The organism is Streptomyces sp. NBC_00005, from assembly GCF_045160215.1.
Classification (GTDB): Bacteria; Actinomycetota; Actinomycetes; order Streptomycetales; family Streptomycetaceae; genus Streptomyces.
Genome location: NZ_CP108316.1, coordinates 4,258,263 through 4,279,408, shown reverse-complemented (window position 1 = coordinate 4,279,408; position 21,146 = coordinate 4,258,263). Strand labels below are relative to the sequence as shown.

Here is a 21,146-nt window from a genome sequence, read left to right as displayed (position 1 = left end):
CTGCCCGGCTGCGCCCGCTGGGGGGACACCTCGCAACCCCCTGGACCATGCCCTTACGCAGAGGACCCCCCAATGTCCCTTCCGCTCGCCGCAACGGCCCCCGTCGAGACCCCACCCCACACGGGAGGCCTCCTCCTCCTGATCGACGGAACGGCCGGCCTCCTGACGGTCGCCGCCCTCGGCATCGCCCTGCTCCTCTTCCTGATCATCAAGGTCAGGCTCCAGCCGTTCGTCGCCCTGCTCGCCGTCTCCATAACCGTCGGCCTGCTGGCCGGCCTGTCCGTCACCGAACTCTTCGGCACCGTCCAGCGATCGGACGCCGTGTCGACCATCGAGTCCGGCATGGGCGGCATCCTCGGCCATGTCGCGATCATCATCGGCCTGGGCACGATGCTCGGCGCGATCCTCGAAGTCAGCGGCGGCGCCGAGGTGTTGGCCTCCCGCCTGCTGAACCTCTTCGGCGAGAAGCGAGCGCCCCTCGCGATGGGCCTCACGGGCCTGATCTTCGGCATCCCGGTCTTCTTCGACGTCGGCATCTTCGTGCTCGCGCCGATCGTCTACGCCGCCGCCAAGCGCTCGGGCAAGTCGATCCTGCTGTACTGCCTGCCCCTTCTCGCGGGCCTGTCGATGACCCACGCGTTCCTGCCCCCGCACCCGGGCCCGGTGGCCGCGGCCGGCCTCCTCCACGTGGACCTCGGCTGGATCATCCTGATGGGCATCATCTGCGGCATCCCGGCGGTACTGGCCGCCTGGGCCTACGCCGCGTGGGTCGGCCGCCGTATCTTCGTCGCCGTACCGCAGGACATGGTGGAGGCCGCGGCGGAGGCGAAGCTCGCGGTGATCAACGAGCAGCGCGAGCAGGGGGTGGAGCCGCGCGAGGAGCCGGTGCCGCTCGGCACGGTCCTCGGCATCATCGGCACTCCCCTGATCCTCATCCTGGCGGCGACCTTCTCCTCCATCGCCCTTGACCCCTCCACGGGCCGCTCGGTGATCGAGTTCTTCGGCCACCCGTTCGTGGCGCTGACGATCGCGCTGCTGCTGGCGTACTACCTGCTGGGCATCCGCAGGGGCTGGTCCCGCAAGTCCCTGGAGACCGTCTCGACGGCGTCGCTCAAGCCGGTCGGCAACATCCTGCTGGTGGTCGGCGCGGGCGGTATCTTCGGCGCGATCCTGAAGGCGAGCGGCGTCGCCCAGGCCCTCTCGGACACCTTCCACGACGTGGGCCTGCCGGTCCTCGTCCTCTCCTACCTGATCTCGGTCGTCCTCCGGGTCGCCCAGGGCTCGGCCACGGTCGCCATCGTCACGACGGCCGGCATCGTCGCCCCCCTGCTCTCCGAGGGCCACCACTCCCAGGCCTTCGTCGCCCTCGTCATCATGGCCATCTCGGCGGGCTCGATCTTCGCCTCGCACGTCAACGACGGCGGCTTCTGGATGGTGGCGAAGTACTTCGGCATCAGCGAACGGGACACCCTCAAGACATGGACCGTGCTGGAGTCGGTGCTGTCGGTGGTGGGGTTCGTGGTGGCGGCGGTGTTGAGCCTGTTCGTGTAGGCCTACGGCGACCGTACGGGCCGGTGAGGGGGGTGGCCCCCTCACCGGCCCGGCGGCTCAGGCTTCGCTCTCCGGTTCCGTGAAGATCTCCTCGGCGGTCGTTGCGGTGGCGGCGCGGGTGAGCCAGCGGCGGAGGAGGTCGGAGTCGGCGCAGCCGGTGATGCGTTCGAGGATCTCGTCGGAGACGTCGAGGCCGCGTGCTTCCAGGACGAGTAGGACGTCCTCGGCGGCCGTCCGAACGCGGCCTTCTTCACGGCCCTCGTCACGGATCTCTTCCGAGATGTACGACTTGTAGAAGGAGAGGTCCACGGCCACCAATCCGGGCTGGTTGCAGGAGATCGTGCGGGTGACGATACGGCCGCCGGGGACGCGGGCGCGTTCGAAGCCCGGCGGTTTCTTGATTCACGTCACTCAGCGTGGCGATGCGTGCTTACCGTGAACAGTGACGACGCCGTTGCGTACGGTGACTGTCCGGGGCTTGTCCGGTGCTGTCCGGGCTGTCGGGGGCGGTCGTACGGGTAGGGGGCGTCGAGTGCGCGGACGTACGGCGAAGGGGTGCGGGATGAGCGTGGACGGCGAGACGGAGCGGCTCAAGACCGAGGCGGACGAGCCGGGTTGGGAGGTGGATCCGGACGACGAGTGGGGGCTGGCGGTCATCGCCACCGTGGGGCGGCAGTTGAGGCTGCGACGGGAGGCGGTGGGGATGCGCGTTGCCGACTTCGGGAGGGCCGTCGGCTACGGCGAGGACATGGTGCGCAAGATCGAGTCCGGGAAGCGGATTCCCCAGCCTGGCTATCTGGACAAGGGGGACGAGGTGTTGGGGGCGGGTGGGCTGATCTCGGCGATGAAGGAGGACGTGGAGAAGGTCCGTTACCCGAAGCAGGTGCGGGATCTGGCGCAACTGGAGGCCAGGGCGGTGGAGTTGCTCTCCTACGGCAACCACAACCTGCATGGTCTGCTCCAGACGGAGGAGTACGCATGGGCGTTGCTGAGGACGCGGCGGCCCGTGCCTCCAGAAGGCCAGCTGGAGCAGGCAGTGGCGGCGCGGATGGCCCGTAAGGTGATCTACGAACGCTCACCGGCTGCTGAATTCAGCTTCGTCCTGGAAGAGACGACGCTGAGGCGCCCGGTCGGAGGCAAGATGGTGTGGCGCAGGCAGCTTGAACATCTACTGGAGATGGCTCAGTTGCGGAACGTCGAAATTCAGGTGATGCCGATGGACCGCTGGGACCATCCTGGTATGGGAGGGCGAGTCCAGGTGTTGAAGTTCGGGGACGGCTCGGCGGTCGGGCGCATGGACGACGAGTTCAATGGGCGCCCTGTCCACGACCCGAGGCAGCTCCGGATCCTCGAACTGCGCTATGGCATCATCCGGGCCGAGGCTCTGACCGCACGGGAGTCACTGTCCTTCGTCGAGCAACTGGTGGGAGAAACATGATCCGCAAGGCCTCTGCCGGGGGCGCTTCCGAGCTGGTGTGGTTCAAGAGCAGCTACAGCGACAGCAACAACCCGAACGACTGCGTCGAGGTGGCCAACACCCCCGCCACCATCCACGTCCGCGACTCCAAGCACACCGACGGCCCCCGGCTCGCCCTCCAGCCGACGGCCTGGGCGGAGTTCGTGGCGTACGCGTCCGTTGCGCAGATGTAACCCGGGTATGCGGATGTGAAGGCAGGGCTGACTGTCCCCGGCACAGGATCGTCGGCCATACTTCCGGCGTGGAGCAGCGAATAGATTCGAGCAGCAAGGCCCTGGACGGCGCCGGGATCGACCCGGCCTTCATCCCCGGGCTCACCTCGCCCGCATCCGCTGAGCCGGATGATGCCAGCCCGGAGGATGCCGAGGAGACGGCGGCGGGGGTCACCTCCGAGGAGACGGCCCCGGCGGAGCCCGCGGTCGACGAGGACGAGCGCGAGGAAACGGAAGAGGAAGACGACGGGGAAAACGCCGAGGCCCCCGAAGGCCCCGTCTTCGAAGCCTCCGACCGGCGCGCGAAGATCGTCGCCGACCACAACGGTGTACGGCTCTCCCTGGACGACCAGGAGTGCGAGTTCCGCTGGGACGAGATCGGCGCCGTAGAGACGGAGTCCCCCCGCTTCGGCAAGCGTTTCACCATCACGGTCCACACCCCTGACCGCCGCTGGTACCCGATCGAGATCGAGGCGACGGCCCGGGCGCGCTTCGAGGAGTGGGAAGAGGAGCTGGACGCGGTCCTCGACGCCTACTTCGAGGACGGTGTGGAGGAGCCCGAGTCCGAGCCTGAGACTGAGCCCGAGGCGGACGCCGAAGCTGAAGCCGAGACCGATGCCGAGCATGAGTCGGACGCCGAAGCTGAAGCCGAGACCGATGCCGAGCCCGAGGCTGAAGTCGAGGCCGATGCCGAGGTCAAGGCCGATGCCGAGACCGAGGCCAAGGCCGACTAGGCCTCCTGGGCACTCCGTCCCACCTCACCCCCAGCTCGGCAACTCCGCCAGGTTCCCGCCCAGCACCCGACCATCGCGGCCGCGGAGCAGCGCGGATGTGCCGAGCCGGGGACCCGTCCTGTCCAGGCCCCCGGCCGCCACCCCATGGTTTAACCGCAGTACTGGGCCTCTTTGCCGATGGACCGGTACATGCAGTCCGCGTTCTCCAGCAACTGCAGGACGGCATCCCGGTTCCGGGAGGTCTCCCGCTCGATCACCTCGTCGGGTGGATAGAACCCACCCCCGGAACCGGACGTCGGGTACATCTCGAAGGTGTACGAGAAGATCTTCTGCGTACCCCAGAGATAGTCGTCGATCGACCCGTCCGTGATGTACAGGTCACTGGACTGCTCGGCGGTGTACCCGTTGCTCGCGGCCATCTTCTGCCCGACGGTTTTGAACGCGTTGTAGTCGTCCGTCGTCATCCCGGTCGTCGTGTCCGAGTACGTGTAGCCGAACGGCCACAACACCAGTTCGCTGTACGTGTGGAAGTCGATCCCAGCGGTGATCTGCTGCTTGCCGCCGACCACACGGCCGCGCACGAAGTCGGCGACCACCTTCACCTCGGGCGCGGACTCGGCGGACGCACCCCGGTACGTCTCCGAGGACGTGGACCCCGAAGAGCCGCCGCAGCAGCCCCACTTGTAGTTCCAGTTCCGGTTGAGGTCCGTACCGACGTACGAGGAACCGGAGTTGGGCTGCCGGTTCTTGCGCCACGACCGGTACGAGCCCGTGGCGATGTCGTACTCGCCGCCGTCCGGGTTGAGATCGGGCACGATCCAGATCTCCCGGCTGTTCACCATGCTGGTGATTCGTGAGTCGCTGCCGTACCCGGCCCCCAACTCCCGCAGCAGATACAGCGCCATCTCCACCGTCAGGTGCTCGCGCGCATGCTGGTGGAAGGTGAACAGGACCTCGGGCTCGCTCTCGTCCGTCGCCACGTTGTCGCTGACCTTGATGGCGACGATGTCCCGCCCCTGATACGACTTGCCGATCACCCGCTTGCTCATGATGTTCGGGTAGGCCGCGAGCCGCTGGTCGATCTCCGTGTTCGTCTCGGCGTAGTTGTGGTACCTCGAGTCGGCCGAGGGGAAGTCGTAGAGCCGTAGGTCGTCCGAGCCCGAGGAGCGGTCCGGCGCCGAACCCAACGGCGAGACCTCGTAGCCCTGTTGGCGCAGTTTCCTGATCTGCTCGGCGCGCCCGGAGACGACCACCGTCTCCTCGTCGGACTCGTCCACGCTCACGCCGGCCGCCGCGATGGCGGTGCGGGTGACGGGGGTGTTGTGGTCGACGTGGATCTCGTACTGCCGGACGTCGTCGGCCGAAGGCGCCGCCTTCTGGCTGCTGCTGGCGGTGGCCGAGACGGGTGCCGCGAGGGCGAGGGCGAGAAGGGCGGCGAGCGCGGCGGTACGTCTTCCGCTGCGGGCGCCCGAGCCTCGTATCCGAAGTCGCATGAAGTCTCCTTGTTTCTCCAGGGATTCCGGGGTCTCCGGAAGCGGGGAGTGGAGCTGGGGGGTGGTTCGTTCAGCGACGTGCTGGTGCGGGTGCCGCCCATCGTCAGGGAATGGCATGGACAGGTCAAGGGCACGCCAAGGTGGCCGGGCGTGAACCCCTCGGAAATCGGCCGCGCAGTGTACGCGCGCCCCATTCCCCCGCAATGGCCTCCGGCAAAGTGCACTCGCGGGTGTGAGCGGCACGTGCATATATGCCGAATCCCGAGCAGAGTGAAGGTTCGCGCAAGGGGATTCGGGCGCTCCGGATCCTCGACTACACCCCAGAGGGACCACACCCCAGAGGACTGGCTGATCATGGGCGGATCAGCGCCGCGACGGGACCGTCGGTTGCCGGTCGAGACGACCAGCTTCGTCGACCGGCGCGGCGAACAGACCGAAGGCCGCGAGCTGCTCGCCAGGGCGCGCCTGGTGACGCTGACCGGACCGGGCGGCGTCGGCAAGACACGCCTCGCCGCACGGGTCGCGGCCCGCGTCGAGCGTGCCTTCCCGGACGGCGTGCGCTTCGTGCACCTGGCCGGACTGCACGACCCGGCGCTCGTCCCCCTCGCCGTCGCCGACGCGCTCGGCCTGCACGACCACTCCGCGCAGCCGCCGCTGGACGCGCTGGTCGAGCAGGTACGCGACCGGCGCCTGCTGCTCGTCCTGGACAACTGCGAACACCTGCTGCAGGCCTGCGCCGACCTCGCCGCCGCCCTCCTGCGCGGCACCACCGGCGTCCGCGTCCTCGCCACCAGCCGGCACCGCCTCGCGCTCACCGAGGAACACCTCATGGAGGTACGGCCGTTACCCGTCCCCGACCCGGACGGCGACCTCAGCGCGGCCGAGGGCCACCCGGCCCTCGCGCTCTTCGCCGACCGCGCCGCCGCCGTGGTCCCCGGCTTCCGCCTCACCGCCGACAACAGGGCCGCCGTGGCCCGTCTGTGCCGCCGCCTGGACGGCCTCCCGCTCGCCATCGAGCTGGCCGCCGTACGCATGCGCGTCCTCGGCGTCGAACAGCTCCTGGAACGCCTCGACGACCGCTACCGCCTTCTTACGGCCGGCTCCACCGCGGTCCTGCCCCGTCACCAGACCCTGCGCGCCGCCGTCGACTGGAGCCACGAACTCTGCACCGAACAGGAGCAGTTGGTGTGGGCGCGGGCCTCCGTCCTGGCGGGCGGCTTCGACCTGGAGACGGCGGAGGCGGTGTGCGCGGACGCCGAGCGGGTGCGGCCACAGGAGGTCCTGGAAGCCGTCGCCGGGCTTGTCGACAAGTCAGTACTGGGGAGGGAGACCGGACCGGACGGGGTGCGCTACCGGCTGCTCGACACCCTGCGGCACTACGGCCTCGACCGGCTGCGGCAGCTGGCGGGCGAGGAGACCGCGACCCGGCGCCGCCGGCGCGACTGGATGCAGCGACGGGCCGCCGACTGCGAACGCGCCTGGTTCGGGCCGGGCCAGCGGGAGATCGTCGCCCGGCTGCGGGCCGACCAGGACAATCTGCGCGCCGCCCTCGACTTCAGCCTCACCGCCCCCGGCGAACGCCTCGCCGGACTGCGCCTCGCGGGCACCCTGTGGTTCTACTGGCACGCCTGCGGGGCGCCCCGCGAGGGCCGCCACTGGCTGGAACGGGCCCTCGACGCCAACCCCGAACCGACCGGTGAGCGGGCCCGCGGCCTGTGGGTCGCCGGCCTCCTCGCGGCCGCCACCCAGGACATGACCGAAGGCCTGCGGCGCGCACGGGAGGCCCACGCCCTGGCCCGCCGTCTCGGCGACACGGCGGAGGCCGCCCACGCCGACTACGTCATCGGCGTCCTGCGCCTGTTCAACAACGAACTCCCGGCCGCCCTGGAGCACTTCGAGGCGACCGTCGCCCGCGGCCGCGTCCCCGGCCAGCACCTCAGCCTGCACGGCCTCGACCAGGTCGAACTCGCCTGCGCCCTGGGCTTCCTGGGCGAGGCCGACCGCGCCGTCGAGGTCTGCGAGCGGGCGCGCCGGCTCTGCGAGGAGCACGGCGAGGAATGGGTGCGGTCGTACGTCCTGCGGATGCTGGCCCTCGCCCACACCGTGAAACAGGACTGGAAGGAGGCCGAAGCGCACGCCCGCGAGGCCCTGCGTCTCAAACTCGCCGTCCACGACGGCATCGGCATCGCCCTCACCCTCGACCTGCTGGCCCAGATCGCGACCCGGGCGGGTGCCCACGAACACGCGGCCGCCCTGCTCGGCGGCGCCGACCGCACCTGGGCCGACATCGACCGGAACCGCTGGGGCTCGACCGCCCTCAACTCCCTCCGCCGCAGCAGCGAGGAGCGAGCGCTGACCTTCTTGGGACAGGCCGCCTTCCAGCGGTCGTACGGGAAAGGCGGCGCCCTCGGGCTCGCGGAGATCGTCGCCTACGCCACCGACGACGAACAGCCCCAACACCCCACCCCCACAAGGAGGATCAACGGCCGCCGCGGCTCCCGCGGCACGCCACCCCAGGGGCCCACGCTCACCCGCCGCGAGGCCGAGGTCGCCGAACTCGTCGCCCAGGGCCTCGCCAACCAGCAGATCGCCGACCGACTCGTCATCGCCCGCCGCACCGCCGAAGGCCATGTGGAACGCATCCTCAGCAAGCTCGGCTTCAGCAACCGCAGCCAGATCGCCGCCTGGGTGACCGCCCAGCGCTGAGCCACGTCCAGGCTCCCCTCCCGGACCACACCGACCCAGAGGAGAACCATGACCAGCACCCGACACGCCCCCGCCCCCACCCCGTTCGACCACCGCATGGCCGTGTACGGCGCGGACGACGAGTTCGTGGCCGCCACCCTGCCGTTCCTCGCCGAAGGCCTCGGAGCCCTGGGCGAACCCCCGCCCGTGGCCATCGCCGCCCCCGACAAGCTCGACCTCCTGCGCGAGGCCCTCGGCGCCGACGCGAAGGACGCCGTCCTCGTCCCGCACACCGACTGGTACACGGGCTCGGCGGCCAACGCCGTGGCCCAGGCCGCCGGTTACCTCGCCGCGCACGCCGGCCCCGGAGGCCGTATCCACCTCCTCATGGAACCCGTCTGGAACGGTCGCGCAGGACGCTCCGTCCGGGAGACCACCGAGTGGATCCGCTACGAGGCCCTCGCCAACCTCCTCTTCGCCCCGATGGCGACGACGGCGCTGTGCGCCTACGACATCCGCACCGCCGGTATCGCCATCGTCGAGGCGGCCCGCCGGGCCCACCCCGACACGGCCGTCTACGAGGATCCGCCCCGCCTCACCGCCGAACTGGACTCCACGCCGCTGCCGTTGCCCCCGGCCGACGCGGAGCTGCTCACACAGCCGTACCCGGAGGCCGTACGCAGGGCGGCGGCCGCCCGTGGACTGGCCCTGGCGGACGCGGAGTTGTTCACCGAGGCGGTCACCGCCGCGGCCGCCGCCCTCGGCCCCGTCACCATCGCCCGGCTGTGGGGCCAGGCGCCCGGCTGCGTCTGCGAACTCCGCACCTCCCGTCGGGTCGACGACCCGCTCGCGGGCTTCGTCCCACCGCCCACCCCCGAACTGGAACCGGACCAGGGACTCTGGTTCACCCGTCAGGTGTGCGCCTACGTCGACGTCCGGGACGACGGGGCGGGGGCGACCGTACGGCTGCAGTACGGATAGCCGTCGGCGGTCGTACCCGTGGCCGTACACAGGTAGGGAGACAGGTAGTCCTCCCCGTGTGCCGCAGCGCCGGGGAGGACACCCTCAAACCATGCTGGATCTCTCCGGGACCCCCCTCCCGGACCCCGACCCTCAATACGCCGCGTACCCCCAACCGCCTTTGAGGGCAGGCAACTTGAGCGTCGAGTACGACCCCCGTCCCACCGCCGTCCGCGAGGCCCGCGCAGAGGTCCGCAGACAGCTGGAGGCATGGGGTCTGACGGACCGGACCGACCTGGTGGAGGTGGCCGAACTGCTCGTCAGCGAGCTGGCCACCAACGCCCTGCTGCACTCCGCGAGCCGCTTCCGGCTCACCCTGTCCGCCGCACACGGAGTCCTGCGCTGCGAGGTGCACGACGGCGGCCGCCGCACCCCGCAGGTCCTGGAGGCCGGTGCGTCGGAGAGCGGGCGCGGGATGTTCCTGGTGAACGCGCTTGCCCGGCGCTGGGGTTGCCACCAGGACGGGTCGGGCAAGACGGTGTGGTTCGAGTTGGGGACGTGCGGGGCGGACGGCTGCGGTCGGCGACAGCCGTAGCGCCCTCTTGTCCGTTCGGCTTCTTTGGGGTTTCTTGACCTTCATGGCGGATACCACGGGAAACCCCACTGACACCGAGGCACCATCCGACACGAACCGCACCTCCCGCCGATCGAGTTGGCGGTACATCGGACCCGGCATCGTCGTGGCCGCGACCGGCGTGGGCGCCGGAGACCTGGTGGCCACACTCATCGCCGGCAGCAACTTCGGCTACACCCTTCTCTGGGCCGCGATCGTCGGCTGCCTGGTGAAGATCTCCCTCGCCGAGGCGGCCGGCCGCTGGCACCTCTCCACCGGCCGCACCCTCTTCGACGGCTGGGCGAGCCTCGGCCGCTGGACGACGTACTTCTTCGTCGTCTACGTCGTGATCTGGGGCTTCGTCTACGGCGCGGCGGCGATGTCGTCGAGCGCGCTGCCCCTGCAGGCACTGTTCCCGGACGTGATGGACCTGAAAGCGTGGGCCGTCGCCTGCGGCCTGGTCGGGCTTGGCTTCGTCTGGTTCAACAAGTACGAGGTCTTCGAGAAGGTCATGACGGTCCTGGTGGGCGTCATGTTCGTGGTGACGGTGTACCTGGCCATCAGGGTCACGCCGAACCTGCCCGACGCACTGGCCGGCCTGCTCCCCGTCCTCCCGGACGAGAAGGACTCGATCCTCAACACGCTGGGCCTGATCGGCGGCGTCGGCGGCACCATCACCCTTGCCGCGTACGGCTATTGGGTCAACGCGAAGGGCTGGACGAACACCGGCTGGATGAAGGTGATGCGGCTGGACAACCGGGTCGCGTACGCGACGACCGGCATCTTCGTCATCGCCATGCTCTTCGTCGGCGCGGAGCTGCTCCACTCCGCGAACGTGTCCATCGCGAGCGGCGACAAGGGCCTGATCCAGCTCACCGACATCCTGGAGAACGAGCACGGCTCGGCGACGGCGAAGTTCTTCCTGATCGGCTTCTTCGCGACGTCCTTCACGTCGTTGATCGGCGTGTGGCACGGAGTGAGCCTGATGTTCGCGGACTTCGTCGCGCGGTACCGCAGCAAGGGGGAATCGACGGGCGAGAAGGTGGCGTCGGGCGAGAGGGTGGCGTCGGGCGAACGCGAGCGGTCATGGCCCTTCCGGGCGTACCTCCTGTGGCTGACCTTCCCGCCGATCGTGCTCCTCTTCCAGGGCGAGCCCTTCCGCCTGATCATCCTCTACGGCGTGCTGGGCGCGGCGTTCCTCCCCTTCCTCGCCCTGACCCTGGTCTGGCTCCTCAACTCCTCCCGCACACCCCGCGAGTGGCGCAACGGACTCCTGAGCAACGCGATGCTGGCCCTCGCGGGGCTGCTGTTCCTGGTCCTGTGCGTGAAGCAGATCTGGGACCAGCCGTGGGCGGACTTCTTCTGAGCCGCGCCGGGTTCCCTTCGGTTCCTTTCAGCTCCCTTCGGGTCTCTACAGCCACTTGGGGCTGAGGGCGATCTCGCGGAGCTGTTTCATGGTCAGAACGGGGGCCTTGCGGCTGGCGGCGGTGTCCTGGGCGCCGGAGTTGAAGGCGCTGATCACCACCCGCCTCCCGTCGGTCCTGATGGTGTCGACGGTCCACATCACGACACCCGCACCGCCCTTCTCGCCGGGCCCCTGATGCGTGGCGACCTTCGTCCCGTCGGGCAGGGTCTCCGCATCGGAGCCGAAGAGTTCACCCGCGACGTCCGACATGTCGGCCTGGACGTTGATCTGCACGAGGCTCTTGCCCTTGCCGTCGTCGACGACGACGTAGCCGAACCCGGGATCGTCGCCGCTGGCCTCGGACACGGTGAGGCCCTTCGGCAGAAGGCTCTTGAGGGTCGGCGCGATCGGCACCTCGGCGGCCGTCGCGGTCGCGCTCGGTTGCGCGGTCGGCTTCTTCGATTCCGAAGGCATTGCGTCGATGGCGTCCCGCCAGGCGGACGCGGCGGCGACGTGCTTCAACTGGGTGGGAGACAGGGGCGGTTGGTCCCTGGTGATGGGCGCGTCCTTCTCGGCTGCGGCGTTCCACTCGCTGACGCTGACGTGCTGACCCTGCGGTGTGAGGAGTTCGGCGGTCCACCACTTGGTGTCCACGCGCCGGTCCGGGTACTCGTACCCCTGCAGAACCATGAGCACCGAACTGTCCGACAGCCGGGTGGTGTTGCAGGAGTCGTAGTGCGTGAACGCCTTGCCCGGGCACTCGGTGACCTGCCGCGCCTCGTCGCTCCCCGGCTCGACCCGACCGAGGCCCACCTCCACGGCCGCCGCGCCCTTGCCGTCGTCGAAGACGAGATGCGCGTACGGCCCCAGCTTCTCGCCCGTGCCCCGCGCCTGAGCCCCGCTGAACTTGCCGTCGGGGAGCAGCTTTTCGAGCGTACGGATCAACGCGTCGCCGGAGACGGGGGTGGGGGCGGGGGTGGCAGTGGCGGTGTGCCCGGTGCCGACGGAGGCCCCGTCCTGCCGTGCGGATCCGGTGCCGGGCAGGAGCACCGCCCCGCCCACACCGACGAGCGCGAGCCCGGCGGCCCCGCCCACGACGGCGGTCCTGCGTCGCAGCAGGCGTCGCCGCCCTTTGAGGGCGCCGGCGGTGACGAGCGCGGCCCGGTCGGTCTCGAAGGCGGACCCTGCGTGGCGCAGGCCGGCGGAGAGCCGTTCCTCGAAGGGATCGCTGTGCTGTTCGAAGGGCATGACGGACCACCGTTTCGCGAGGCGGATGGAAGAAGGGGGGTGCTCGGACGGGTGCTGGGACGAGTGCTCAGACGGGTTGCGTCGGGGGCAGGTGCGTTCGGGGACGTTCAGGGACGGGCGTACTCACCGAGGTCCTCGCCGAGCAGCTCCCGCAGCCGCCCGAGGGCACGGACGGACCGCGTGCGCACGGCGGCCGAGCTGGCGTTCATGACCTGGGCGGTCTCCTCGATGGAGCGGTCCTCCCAGTACCGCAGGACGACCACGGCCCGGTCCTTGGCGGGCAGCCGGGCGAGGGCCTCCAGCAGGGTCAGCCGCAGCGGCATGTCACCGCCCGAGCCGGCGTCGGGCAGGTCGGGCAGGACGTCGGTGGCGCGCTCGGTGCTGCTGCGTCTGCGCTGATGAGTGAGGAACGTACGCAGGAGAACGGTCTGTGCGTACCCCGCAGGATTCCCGACCCGCGACACACGCCGCCAGCTGACGTAGAGCCGCCCGAGGGTCTCCTGCACCAGATCCTCGGCGAGATACGTGTCACCGGCGGTCAGCAGACAGGCGGACCGATAGAGATGCCCGGCGCGCGCCGCGGCGAACTCCGCGTACTCGTCCGCGCGTGCCTGCCTCATCCGCGTCCCCCTGCCCACCGTGCCGTGCCCGGCACCGTCCACACGTTCTCACTTCTTTGACGCGGTGGGGCGGGGGAAATGTTTCAGAGGCGGCCGACCGGCCGTTCTGGGGGGCTATCCGGGACGACACCTCGGAAAGCGGCAGCCCCGCCCTCGGACCGTAGCCCTTCATCCAGGACGGCGGCACGACGGTCCACACGCGGACGTCACACCTGGACTTCGGTCCTGCGTCTGCCGAGCCTGCGACGGTACGTGGGGCTTCGGCGAATCCCGCGGCAGATCACTCGGGGAAACAATCCGGCCGCAAGCCCTGGAGCTGAGCGAGGGCCCGCCTTTCGTACAGCTGCACACGGTTGTTGAAGTTCTGCCATTGACATGCTCCTTGAGCTGAACTCAAGGATTCTGGCCTTCCCTCACGGTGCTGTGTTGCTATGCAGCACGGCTTGTGTGGGATTCCGTGGCTTCCTGTTTCATCGCGCTGTGCCGGGACTGGGTCCCTGGTCTTACCGGCGCTCCGCAGGCGTTTTCGGTCTCCGCGCGTCCCTCGGCGACCATGGCTCGCATCCGCTGTCCCTCTTGGAGGGTGTTGCGGGCTGCGTTCGTATCTCTGTCGTGGATGGTTCCGCAGGCGGGGCAGGCCCAGGTGCGGATATTTAGGGGCTTGGGCCCGTCGATGTGGTGGCAGGCCGGGTTCGAACAGCGCTGGGAAGACGGGAACCTTCGGCCGGTGCGCTGGAAATCCCTGCCGTACCGCTTGGCTTTGTAGCTGAGCATGTCCAGGAAGCTGGACCAGCCCGCGTCGTGGATGGATTTCGCTAGTTTCCCCCGGGCAAGGCCTTTCACGTTCAGCGTCTCGGCGTGGACCGCTTGGTGTTCGCGGATCAGCTTGGATGAGAGCTGGTGGTGGAAGGCGTGCCGGGCGTCGGCGACCTTGGCATGCTGGCGGGCCAGCCGCAGCCTCGACTTCTCCTTGTTCTTCGAGCCCTTCTGTTTGCGGGAATGCTCGCGCTGGAGCTTCTTCAGCTTCTTCTCGGCCCGCCGTAGGAACCGTGGCGAGGTGACTTTCTCTCCGTTGTCCAGAACGGCGAAGTGGGTCAGGCCCATGTCGAGGCCGACCTCGCGCCCCGCTACCTCTCCCACGGGCCAGTGCTGTGCGTCAGTGTCCGGATCGGTCTCGATCACGAACGACGCGAAGTAGCGGCCGGCCGAGTCCTTGATCACGGTGACGGTGGCCGGGGTGGAGGGCAAAGTACGGGACCAGAGCACCCGCAGCGCGCCGATCTTCGGCAGGAGCAGCCTGCCCTTCTCGGTGATCTTCCAGCGGGCGTTGGCGGTGAACCGCACCGCTTGCCGCTTGTCCTTGCGGGACTTGAAGGCGGGCGGACCGACCGGCGAGCCCTTGCGCTCGGCCTCGACGATGGGCAAAGAAGGCGCTGTAGGCGGCCTCCAGGTCCCGCAAGGATTGCTGGAGCACCACGGCGGACACCTCACCCAGCCAGGCCCGTTCCGCCCTCCGCTTCCCTGTCGTGATCACTGTCTTGGACAGGTCCCCGGCCCTGATCCACGGCTCCTTCGCCGCGTATGCAGCACGGCGCATCGCGAGCGCGTCGTTGAAGACCACGCGCGCGCAGTCGAATGTCCGTGCCAGCAACTCACGCTGGGCGGGCGTCGGCTCAAGCCGGAAGGAGTACCGCAACTGCATGACATCGCAGCGTAGACAGGTGTTCCTTCCCCGAAGATGACTTCCCTTCTCTTCATCCGATCCAGCGAATTCGCGTAACGCTTTGATGTTTCTCGTCGTTTGACCTCGCTCGGCAGGCACTCGCTGAGCTCCGCACCTTGGCCGCGAGATCGGTCTAGTTTCCTGGACGAAGCCGGTAGCGCTGCCGCACCTGAAAGAACAGTGCCCCTTACGCCTCCCGGCCCTCCCACCACTTGTCCAGCAGCAGGCCCATGGAACATCCCGCCAGCAGCACCCCCGTCGACATCCACAGAGCGAGACTCGACATGCTTGCCAGCTCCGGACGCAGCGACACCGTCAGCAACTGCCCCGCCGCCGGCACCGCGCACGCCGCCACCACGTGGCGCGTGGGCATCTGGCGCCACGGCTCCGGATGCACCCGCGCGGCCGCCCAGGTCGCGAGGAGCACGCAGAGCAGGTTCGGTACGTGGACGAACGCCAGTGCCGCACCGAAGGAGCCGACTCCCTCGGGGCCCACCAGGTTGTCGTACACCACCCTGACCTGGAGATACTCAGTGACGACGAGGACCAGGATGCCCACTGCCCAGGAACGCATGAGAGCCATCAGTCGCCTCCGAAGACCTCGTATGCGAGCAGGATCGTGAAGCCCAGCGCCGCCAGGCCGCAGCCCGCCGTCAACGCGAGGGCCTGCAGGACCGGGGACCAGCGGCCCCGGCCCGCGACGGTCGCCGTCCTCTGCGGATCACGGGGGTCGTAGGTGACGGTGACCGGGGTGCCCTCGTCGGTCGACCAGCTCGCGAGGTCCTCGAACTCGACCTGCGTGCCGTCGGCCGTACGGAAGGCGAAGAAGTGACGCGTGGCGTCCGAGCGGTTGTACGGCTCGGTCTCCACGCGAACGCACGAACCCTCCGCCCGGACACCGCGTCGCAGCACCCGCGCCACCGTCACCAGACGCCTCGCGTACTTGACCGCGATCGCGCCGAAGAGCGCGACGAGCAGGGCCAGTACGAGGTAACCACCGCCCGGTACGTGCACGGCTAGTGCACCTCCACCGACTCGACGATCTTCTTCAGGTCGGCGTCCGAGAGCTTGCCCCGTGCCGAGTCGACGCGGATCGCGAAGGTCTTGTCGGAGGAGTCCAAGCCGGTCAGGATCACGCCCTCGACCGGTGTGCCCTTCGGCGGATCGTCGTCCTGGCCCGTCGACTTGAAGGTGAAGTCGATCCGCTTGGCCTCGTCCGTGCCGGTCAGCTTCACGTCCTTGTCGCCCTTGACGCTCGCGCCCATCTGGATGCCGGCCTCGGCGGCGATGGCGGCCTGCTCCGCCGAGTTCGCCTGGGTGAAGTCGAGTTGGACGGTGACGAGGGAGACGGTCCTCCCGCTCTCCGTGCGTACGGCCGCCGCCGCGTTGTACTTGCCGCGCTCGGCCGCGCTTTGCTTCTCGTACCCCTTCGGGTACGACACGTCGACGCCCTTCGTCTTCAGCGTGCCCCACCCGTCGGGCACCGAGGCGGAGTTCGCGTTCCCCTCTCCGCACCCGGCGAGGAACGCGGTCAGCAGGCCGGCGGCCAGGAACGTACGGCGGGTCTTCATCAGCGGGAACTCCCCTCTCGTCAGTTCGCACAGTAGCTGTAGGGGACGTAGGAGCGGCTGTTGCCGCGAGGGGCGCCCAGGAACTGGGCGTCGGTCAGCGTCTCGGACTTCTTCTCGGTGCTGACGGACAGGCCGAGGCTGAGGCCCAGGTTCAGCTCGAAGCCGTACTCGGCGGCGTTGACCTCGCCCGTGTAATTCATCCTGCTCGACCTCCCCTTGTCGAACATCAGCTGCCCGAAGGGATCGTCGGCGCCGGGGCGGGCGGTCGGGGCGTGGTCGTCGAACATGTACTGGAACGGCGTGGCGAGCTGCTCGTTGTTGCTGTCGAGCCACTGCTCGCCGATCGCCCGGTCCTTGTCGCCCGCGGCGGTGGGGTCGAAGCTGACGGAGTTGGTGACGATCTCGATGCCGGTGGAGCTGTCGGTGCCCTTCTCTCCGACGCTGCCGCCCCGCTTGTCCTTCTTGTCCTTGCCGTTGTCGCCGCCGACCTTGACGCCGTCCTTCTGGCCGCCGTCCTCGACCGTGCGGGTCATGTCGATGCGGACCAGCTTGCCGGTCCCCTTGTCGTACGTGACGGTGATGGTGCCGGTCTGGGTGCGGGAGGCCGAGTACTCGCCGCTGACCGGGCCGGCCTCGTAGCCGGCCTTGGTGCCGTACTCGATCGACGAGGAGTACGTGTACGACTTGGTGTTCTTGTAGGCGTTGTCCGTCCAGGTCACGTCGGGGGAGTACTTGAAGTTGCCGCCGAGCGTGGCGCTGAGCTTCTTCTCGTCGGCCGCGGAGATCTTGATGCCCGCGGACGCGGACGCCTCCAGGCCCACCTTGCCGTAGGTGATCTTGCGGTTGTCGCCGAGGTGGTCCTTGACCCGGTTCTCGGTGTCCTCCTCGTCCTTCAGCGGGCCCGTCCCGAAGAGGTACGCGATGCTGTCGCCGAGACTGGCCTCCGCGCCGCCGGGCATCGTGCGCCGCATCTCGTACATCTGCAGTTTCTCGATGTCGTCCCGGAACTGCTTGGCCTCGTCGGGGCTCTCGAACACCCAGGTGTCGCCGTTGGTGACCTTGATCCCGAGGCCGAGTTCGACCTTGTCGGTGCCGAACTTGCCCACCTTCATACCCGGTTTGAAGTCCTTCTTCGCGGCGACGGACGCGGCGTCGGTGAAGGTCAGGTAGACGAGCTCGTCCTTGTCGTCGACCTTGCCGTCGTGGTTGACGTCCGTCTTCGCCTTGAGGCGCTGCTCCTGGAAGCCGTACTCCTTGCCGATCTCCCAGAACAGGATCTTCGCCTTGGAGCCCGCCTTGTCGGTGACCGAGGAGACCTGGCACAGGGCCGGCTCGTAGTCGGCGTCGGTGAGGGGTTTGCCCGGATTCGGGTCGCCGGCACCGCAGTTGCCGCCGCCGGCGACCTTGCAGATCTGGGCGGCGATCCTGTCGGCGATGGTCTGCCCGATGCCGGTGGCCGAGACGCCGAGCACGATGGCGACGGTGACGACGACCATCCCGAGGTACTCGGTGCCGGTCGCGCCGCGGTCGTCGTACACGTACGTCCGTCGTTCGTTTCTGTACGTCCCTCGTTCCCGTGGTCGTATGCCTCCCCCGCGAGACATGCGCACCCCTCCTCCGCCGACGGTCTTCCTGTGGATGCGGCGACAGTAGGTGCGGGGGTGGCCGGGCGGCGTGGGTCCGAGGGCCCAAACGGAGGCCCAGAGTCGAAATGGGACCGGCAAGATGCTCAACCTGCCCCGTTTTGGCGTGTCTTGTGAAACAGCAGTTGCCGACCAGCTACAGAAACGCTGTTCTCCGGTCACAGAGGCCTGGATACAGTGCTGAGGTAGTCACGCAGTGAAGTCATCTCGGTGCACCGGAGTTACGCCGGTGGGCCGACGGCGTAACACGGGGAGCTGCGCGTGCCAACTGCCATTGCCGTGACCAGTGCCGACATGGCGCTGCCACCGCAGGACGAGCGGACCCTGCCTGCCATCGTCCTGCCGGACCTGGACAAACAGCCGCTCGAGCAGGCGCTGGCCGGCCTGCAGGGCCTGATCGACCAGCACGGGCATGTGATCGTGGTGTGCTCGCAGGCCGTCTCCCGTGGAGTGGAGCGGCGGTTGCACACGATCCGCTCCCTGCTGGAGAGCGACCGTATCGCCCTGTTCCGCCCGGATCTGCCCCCACTCGGACTGGCCGTCCTGGCCCGCCAGTTGAGGCAGCTGGCCTCCTGCGATCTGAGTCCCGGCGTCCTCGCCTCGGCGGGCCGCCTGCTCACGCACTACATCCACTCCGGTGCGCTGCTCGGCTCCGTCGCCCGGCTCGACCGCGTCCCCGTCGGTCTCAAGTCGCACGCCAAGTCCTGGGTGCCGGGCAGTCAGTTCGGCGTACTCGCCCATCCCGAGCCGCAGTTGGTGAAGATGGGGCCCGGAGTCACGCTCACCGGGCCCGAGTTCGGCACCTGGATGCTGGTCGCCAAGGGGCAGCTGCAGTCCGACTGGGTCACCGGAACCCTGGCCAAGGAGTGGAGCGTCCAGGGGCTGCGGGAGGCGCCGCTGCCGGCCGAGTCGTCGCTCTGGTGGGGAACGGGCAAGCTGATCGAGTTCGCCGCCTACCTCCCCGACCTGTCCGTGCTGTATCAGCTGGTCACGTCGGTACGGCAGGGCATCTGCCACTGGTGCGGCATCGACGTCATCGGCGACCGCTGCGTCTTCTGCTCCGCCACGCCACCGCTTCTCGAGAACCAAATCCCCGCCGGGTGAGTCCTGAATCACAGGGCGCGGGCGGGACTTGGGCCCCCTTCGCCCGGACCGCCGCCCGGTCCACCGCCCGCACCAACCGAGACCGTTCGATTCCGCTCGACCGATATCCCCAATGAGGTTGTACGGTTCATGAACTCCCGTCAGCGCCGCGGCGTGCTACTCCTGCTCCTGTCGGTCGTCTGCGCCCTCGGCGCGTTCGCCGGCGTCCTGTCCGTCATAAGCGACGTGAAGTCCAAGGTCGGTCCCGAAGTGACGGCCTACCAGGTCAAGTCCGATGTGGCGCCCTACACCCAGTTGAGCACAGGCCAGTTCGAGAAGGTCAAGATGCCCAAGCGCTGGCTGTCGGACAACGCCATCACCAATCTGCGCGAGATCCAGGGCAAGATCGCCGTCACCACTCTGCGTGCGGGCTCCCTGCTGCAGAGCGACATGATCGTGAACCAGCCCGCCCTGCAGCCCGGGCAGCAGGAGGTCGCCATCATGATCGATGCCGCGACCGGTGTCGCCGGCAAGATCACGCCGGGCTCCACGGTCAACGTGTACGCCACCTTCGCGGGCGAGCGGGAGGGCGACCCCGCCCAGTCCAAGATCATCGTGACCAATGCCAAGGTCATCGACGTCGGCAGGATCACCGCGCTCGACCCGAGCGAGAACAACAAGAACCAGCAGCAGCCCACCGACGCCGTCCCGATCACCTTCGCCCTCTCCACCCTCGACGCCCAGCGCATCACGTACGCGGAGTCGTTCGCCCAACGGGTCCGGCTCGCGCTGGTGGCGCCCGGCAGCGACACCACGGTCCCCGACAAGGACCGGACGTACCAGCTCGCGAAGGACAAGTGAGAGGCCCGCATGCCCACGAGGATCCTCCCGGCCGTCGGTGACGTGGACGCGGTCCGGTCCATCACGACACTGCTCAGTCAGCTCCCCGACGCCGAGCCGGTGGCCCCGGTCGTCGACTCGACCCAGCTCATCGACACCCTCGCGCGGCTCGCCGCCGAGTCGGTCGACGAGCTGCCCGAGGTCGTGGTGGTGCACGAGCGGATCGGCCCGGTCCCGGCCCTGGAGCTGATCCGTGAAGTCGCCCTGCGCTTCCCGGCGGTGGGGGTCATCCTCGTCACCTCGGACGCGAGTCCCGGGCTGTTCCAGGCCGCGATGGACTACGGGGCGCGCGGGCTGGTGGCCCTCCCCCTGAGCTACGAGGAGCTGGCCAGCCGCGTCCAGGCCGTCGCGCAGTGGTCGGTGGGCGTACGGCGTCATCTGGGCTCCGGTGGCGATGTCTTCACCGGTGTCGGCGGCACGGTCGTCACGGTGAGCGGGGCGAAGGGCGGCGTCGGGGCGACGCTGGCCGCGATCCAACTGGCCCTGGCGGCACAGGCGTCGGGCCGGAGCACGGCGCTGGTGGACATGGACCTGCAGGCGGGGGACGTGGCGTCGTACCTGGACGTCCAGTTCCGCCGGTCGGTGGTGGATCTGGCCGCGATCACGGACATCTCGCCGAGGGTGCTCGCGGATGCGGTCTTCCGGCACGACACGGGCCTCGCGCTGCTGCTCGCGCCCGGGGAGGGCGAACGCGGCGAGGAGGTCACGGACCGGGCGGCCCGCCAGATCGTCAGCGCCCTGCGCTCCCGCTACGAGGTCGTCGTCATCGACTGCGGCGCCCAGTTGGGCGGGGCGGGCGCGGCCGCGGTGGAGATGGCCGACCGGGCTCTGCTGATCACGACACCGGACGTGGTCGCGGTACGCGGCGCCAAGCGGACGGTGCGGATGTGGGACCGGCTGCAGATCCGCAAGGCGGAGGAGACGACGGTGGTCGTCAACCGGCACACGCGCGGCACGGAGATCCAGCCACCGCTGATCCAGAAGATCACGGGCACGCCGGTCGCCGGCACCGCGATCCCCGCCAACTTCAAGGAGTTGCAGGGCGCGGTGGACGCGGGACGCATCCACGAACTGGACAGCAAGAGCGTGGTGAAGCAGGCGCTTTGGGGGCTGGCGGGGGAGCTGGGGCTGGTGAAGGCCGTCGAGGGGGCGCAGAAGGGTGGCGGGCGGATGCGTGGCGATCGGGGGTCGGTGAGTTTTCGGCGGCGTCGGGAGGGTGGGGGATAGG

20 protein-coding genes and 1 pseudogene are annotated in these 21,146 nt (G+C 69.1%); 11 read left to right on the top strand and 10 right to left on the bottom strand.

From position 1 onward, the window contains the following. The first annotated feature begins 72 nt into the window (after window positions 1-72). The gene (locus tag OG303_RS19565; RefSeq protein WP_405869694.1) at window positions 73-1,551 is read left to right on the top strand and encodes a GntP family permease; all 1,479 of its coding nucleotides are present in this window, start codon (window positions 73-75) and stop codon (window positions 1,549-1,551) included. Between the two features lie 57 nt (window positions 1,552-1,608). On the opposite strand, the gene OG303_RS19560 is transcribed toward OG303_RS19565, so the two are convergent. Continuing rightward, window positions 1,609-1,866, bottom strand: a complete 258-nt coding sequence (locus OG303_RS19560) for a hypothetical protein (RefSeq protein ID WP_405869693.1) — start codon at window positions 1,864-1,866, stop codon at window positions 1,609-1,611. 247 nt (window positions 1,867-2,113) lie between these two features. On the opposite strand from OG303_RS19560, the gene OG303_RS19555 reads away from it, so the two are divergent. The 3 genes from OG303_RS19555 to OG303_RS19545 all read left to right on the top strand — a co-directional run bounded on the left by OG303_RS19555 (window position 2,114) and on the right by OG303_RS19545 (window position 3,974). After that, window positions 2,114-2,989, top strand: coding sequence for a helix-turn-helix transcriptional regulator (locus OG303_RS19555; RefSeq protein ID WP_405869692.1), 876 nt, complete (start codon window positions 2,114-2,116; stop codon window positions 2,987-2,989). Then, window positions 2,986-3,201, top strand: a complete 216-nt coding sequence (locus OG303_RS19550; RefSeq protein WP_405869691.1) for a DUF397 domain-containing protein — start codon at window positions 2,986-2,988, stop codon at window positions 3,199-3,201. Before OG303_RS19555 ends, OG303_RS19550 begins: the two co-directional genes overlap by 4 nt. A gap of 68 nt (window positions 3,202-3,269) precedes the next feature. Further along, window positions 3,270-3,974, top strand: a complete 705-nt coding sequence (locus OG303_RS19545) for a hypothetical protein (RefSeq protein WP_405869690.1) — start codon at window positions 3,270-3,272, stop codon at window positions 3,972-3,974. A gap of 149 nt (window positions 3,975-4,123) precedes the next feature. On the opposite strand, the gene OG303_RS19540 is transcribed toward OG303_RS19545, so the two are convergent. After that, entirely contained in the window at window positions 4,124-5,467 is a 1,344-nt protein-coding gene (locus tag OG303_RS19540) for a M14 family metallopeptidase (protein WP_405869689.1), read from the bottom strand. A gap of 354 nt (window positions 5,468-5,821) precedes the next feature. Here OG303_RS19540 and OG303_RS19535 point away from each other — a divergent pair, with 354 nt between their 5' ends. The 4 genes from OG303_RS19535 (at window position 5,822) to OG303_RS19520 (ending at window position 11,091) form a co-directional block, all read left to right on the top strand. Then, window positions 5,822-8,173, top strand: coding sequence for an ATP-binding protein (locus OG303_RS19535; RefSeq protein ID WP_405869688.1), 2,352 nt, complete (start codon window positions 5,822-5,824; stop codon window positions 8,171-8,173). A gap of 48 nt (window positions 8,174-8,221) precedes the next feature. Beyond that, complete coding sequence (locus OG303_RS19530) at window positions 8,222-9,133, top strand: anti-sigma factor RsbA family regulatory protein (RefSeq protein ID WP_405869687.1); 912 nt, start codon at window positions 8,222-8,224, stop codon at window positions 9,131-9,133. Between the two features lie 91 nt (window positions 9,134-9,224). After that, the gene (locus OG303_RS19525; protein WP_405869686.1) at window positions 9,225-9,707 is read left to right on the top strand and encodes an ATP-binding protein; all 483 of its coding nucleotides are present in this window, start codon (window positions 9,225-9,227) and stop codon (window positions 9,705-9,707) included. Window positions 9,708-9,750: 43 nt separating this feature from the next. Further along, window positions 9,751-11,091, top strand: a complete 1,341-nt coding sequence (locus tag OG303_RS19520) for an Nramp family divalent metal transporter (protein ID WP_405869685.1) — start codon at window positions 9,751-9,753, stop codon at window positions 11,089-11,091. A gap of 45 nt (window positions 11,092-11,136) precedes the next feature. Here the strand turns inward: OG303_RS19520 and OG303_RS19515 are convergent, their stop codons facing one another. The 8 genes and pseudogenes from OG303_RS19515 to OG303_RS19480 all read right to left on the bottom strand — a co-directional run bounded on the left by OG303_RS19515 (window position 11,137) and on the right by OG303_RS19480 (window position 17,830). Continuing rightward, complete coding sequence (locus OG303_RS19515) at window positions 11,137-12,378, bottom strand: hypothetical protein (protein WP_405869684.1); 1,242 nt, start codon at window positions 12,376-12,378, stop codon at window positions 11,137-11,139. Between the two features lie 107 nt (window positions 12,379-12,485). After that, window positions 12,486-12,998 carry a SigE family RNA polymerase sigma factor gene (locus OG303_RS19510; RefSeq protein WP_405869683.1) on the bottom strand — a complete coding sequence of 171 codons (513 nt, stop codon included), beginning with the start codon at window positions 12,996-12,998 and terminating at the stop codon, window positions 12,486-12,488. Window positions 12,999-13,427: 429 nt separating this feature from the next. Further along, the gene (locus OG303_RS19505) at window positions 13,428-14,423 is read right to left on the bottom strand and encodes an RNA-guided endonuclease InsQ/TnpB family protein (RefSeq protein ID WP_405869682.1); all 996 of its coding nucleotides are present in this window, start codon (window positions 14,421-14,423) and stop codon (window positions 13,428-13,430) included. A 208-nt stretch (window positions 14,424-14,631) separates the two neighbouring features. Then, window positions 14,632-14,700: pseudogene (locus tag OG303_RS19500) on the bottom strand (helix-turn-helix domain-containing protein); the annotation flags it as partial. Between the two features lie 208 nt (window positions 14,701-14,908). Then, window positions 14,909-15,304: a hypothetical protein gene (locus tag OG303_RS19495; protein ID WP_405869681.1), complete on the bottom strand. Its 396-nt coding sequence runs from the start codon at window positions 15,302-15,304 to the stop codon at window positions 14,909-14,911. After that, entirely contained in the window at window positions 15,304-15,735 is a 432-nt protein-coding gene (locus OG303_RS19490) for a DUF3592 domain-containing protein (protein ID WP_405869680.1), read from the bottom strand. The genes OG303_RS19495 and OG303_RS19490 overlap by 1 nt, the downstream gene beginning before the upstream one ends. A 2-nt stretch (window positions 15,736-15,737) precedes the next feature. Then, a complete protein-coding gene (locus OG303_RS19485) occupies window positions 15,738-16,292 on the bottom strand; it encodes a hypothetical protein (RefSeq protein ID WP_405869679.1) in 555 nt (184 codons plus the stop codon). Between the two features lie 20 nt (window positions 16,293-16,312). Beyond that, window positions 16,313-17,830, bottom strand: a complete 1,518-nt coding sequence (locus OG303_RS19480; protein WP_405869678.1) for a hypothetical protein — start codon at window positions 17,828-17,830, stop codon at window positions 16,313-16,315. Window positions 17,831-18,229: 399 nt separating this feature from the next. Between OG303_RS19480 and OG303_RS19475 the strand changes: the two genes are divergently transcribed. The 3 genes from OG303_RS19475 to OG303_RS19465 all read left to right on the top strand — a co-directional run bounded on the left by OG303_RS19475 (window position 18,230) and on the right by OG303_RS19465 (window position 21,145). Further along, window positions 18,230-19,039, top strand: coding sequence for a hypothetical protein (locus OG303_RS19475; protein WP_405877358.1), 810 nt, complete (start codon window positions 18,230-18,232; stop codon window positions 19,037-19,039). 129 nt (window positions 19,040-19,168) lie between these two features. Beyond that, window positions 19,169-19,879 carry a Flp pilus assembly protein CpaB gene (gene cpaB, locus OG303_RS19470; RefSeq protein WP_405869677.1) on the top strand — a complete coding sequence of 237 codons (711 nt, stop codon included), beginning with the start codon at window positions 19,169-19,171 and terminating at the stop codon, window positions 19,877-19,879. Window positions 19,880-19,888: 9 nt separating this feature from the next. Next, on the top strand, window positions 19,889-21,145 hold the full coding sequence (locus OG303_RS19465) for a CpaE family protein (protein WP_405869676.1): 1,257 nt from the start codon (window positions 19,889-19,891) through the stop codon (window positions 21,143-21,145). Window position 21,146: the final 1 nt, after the last annotated feature.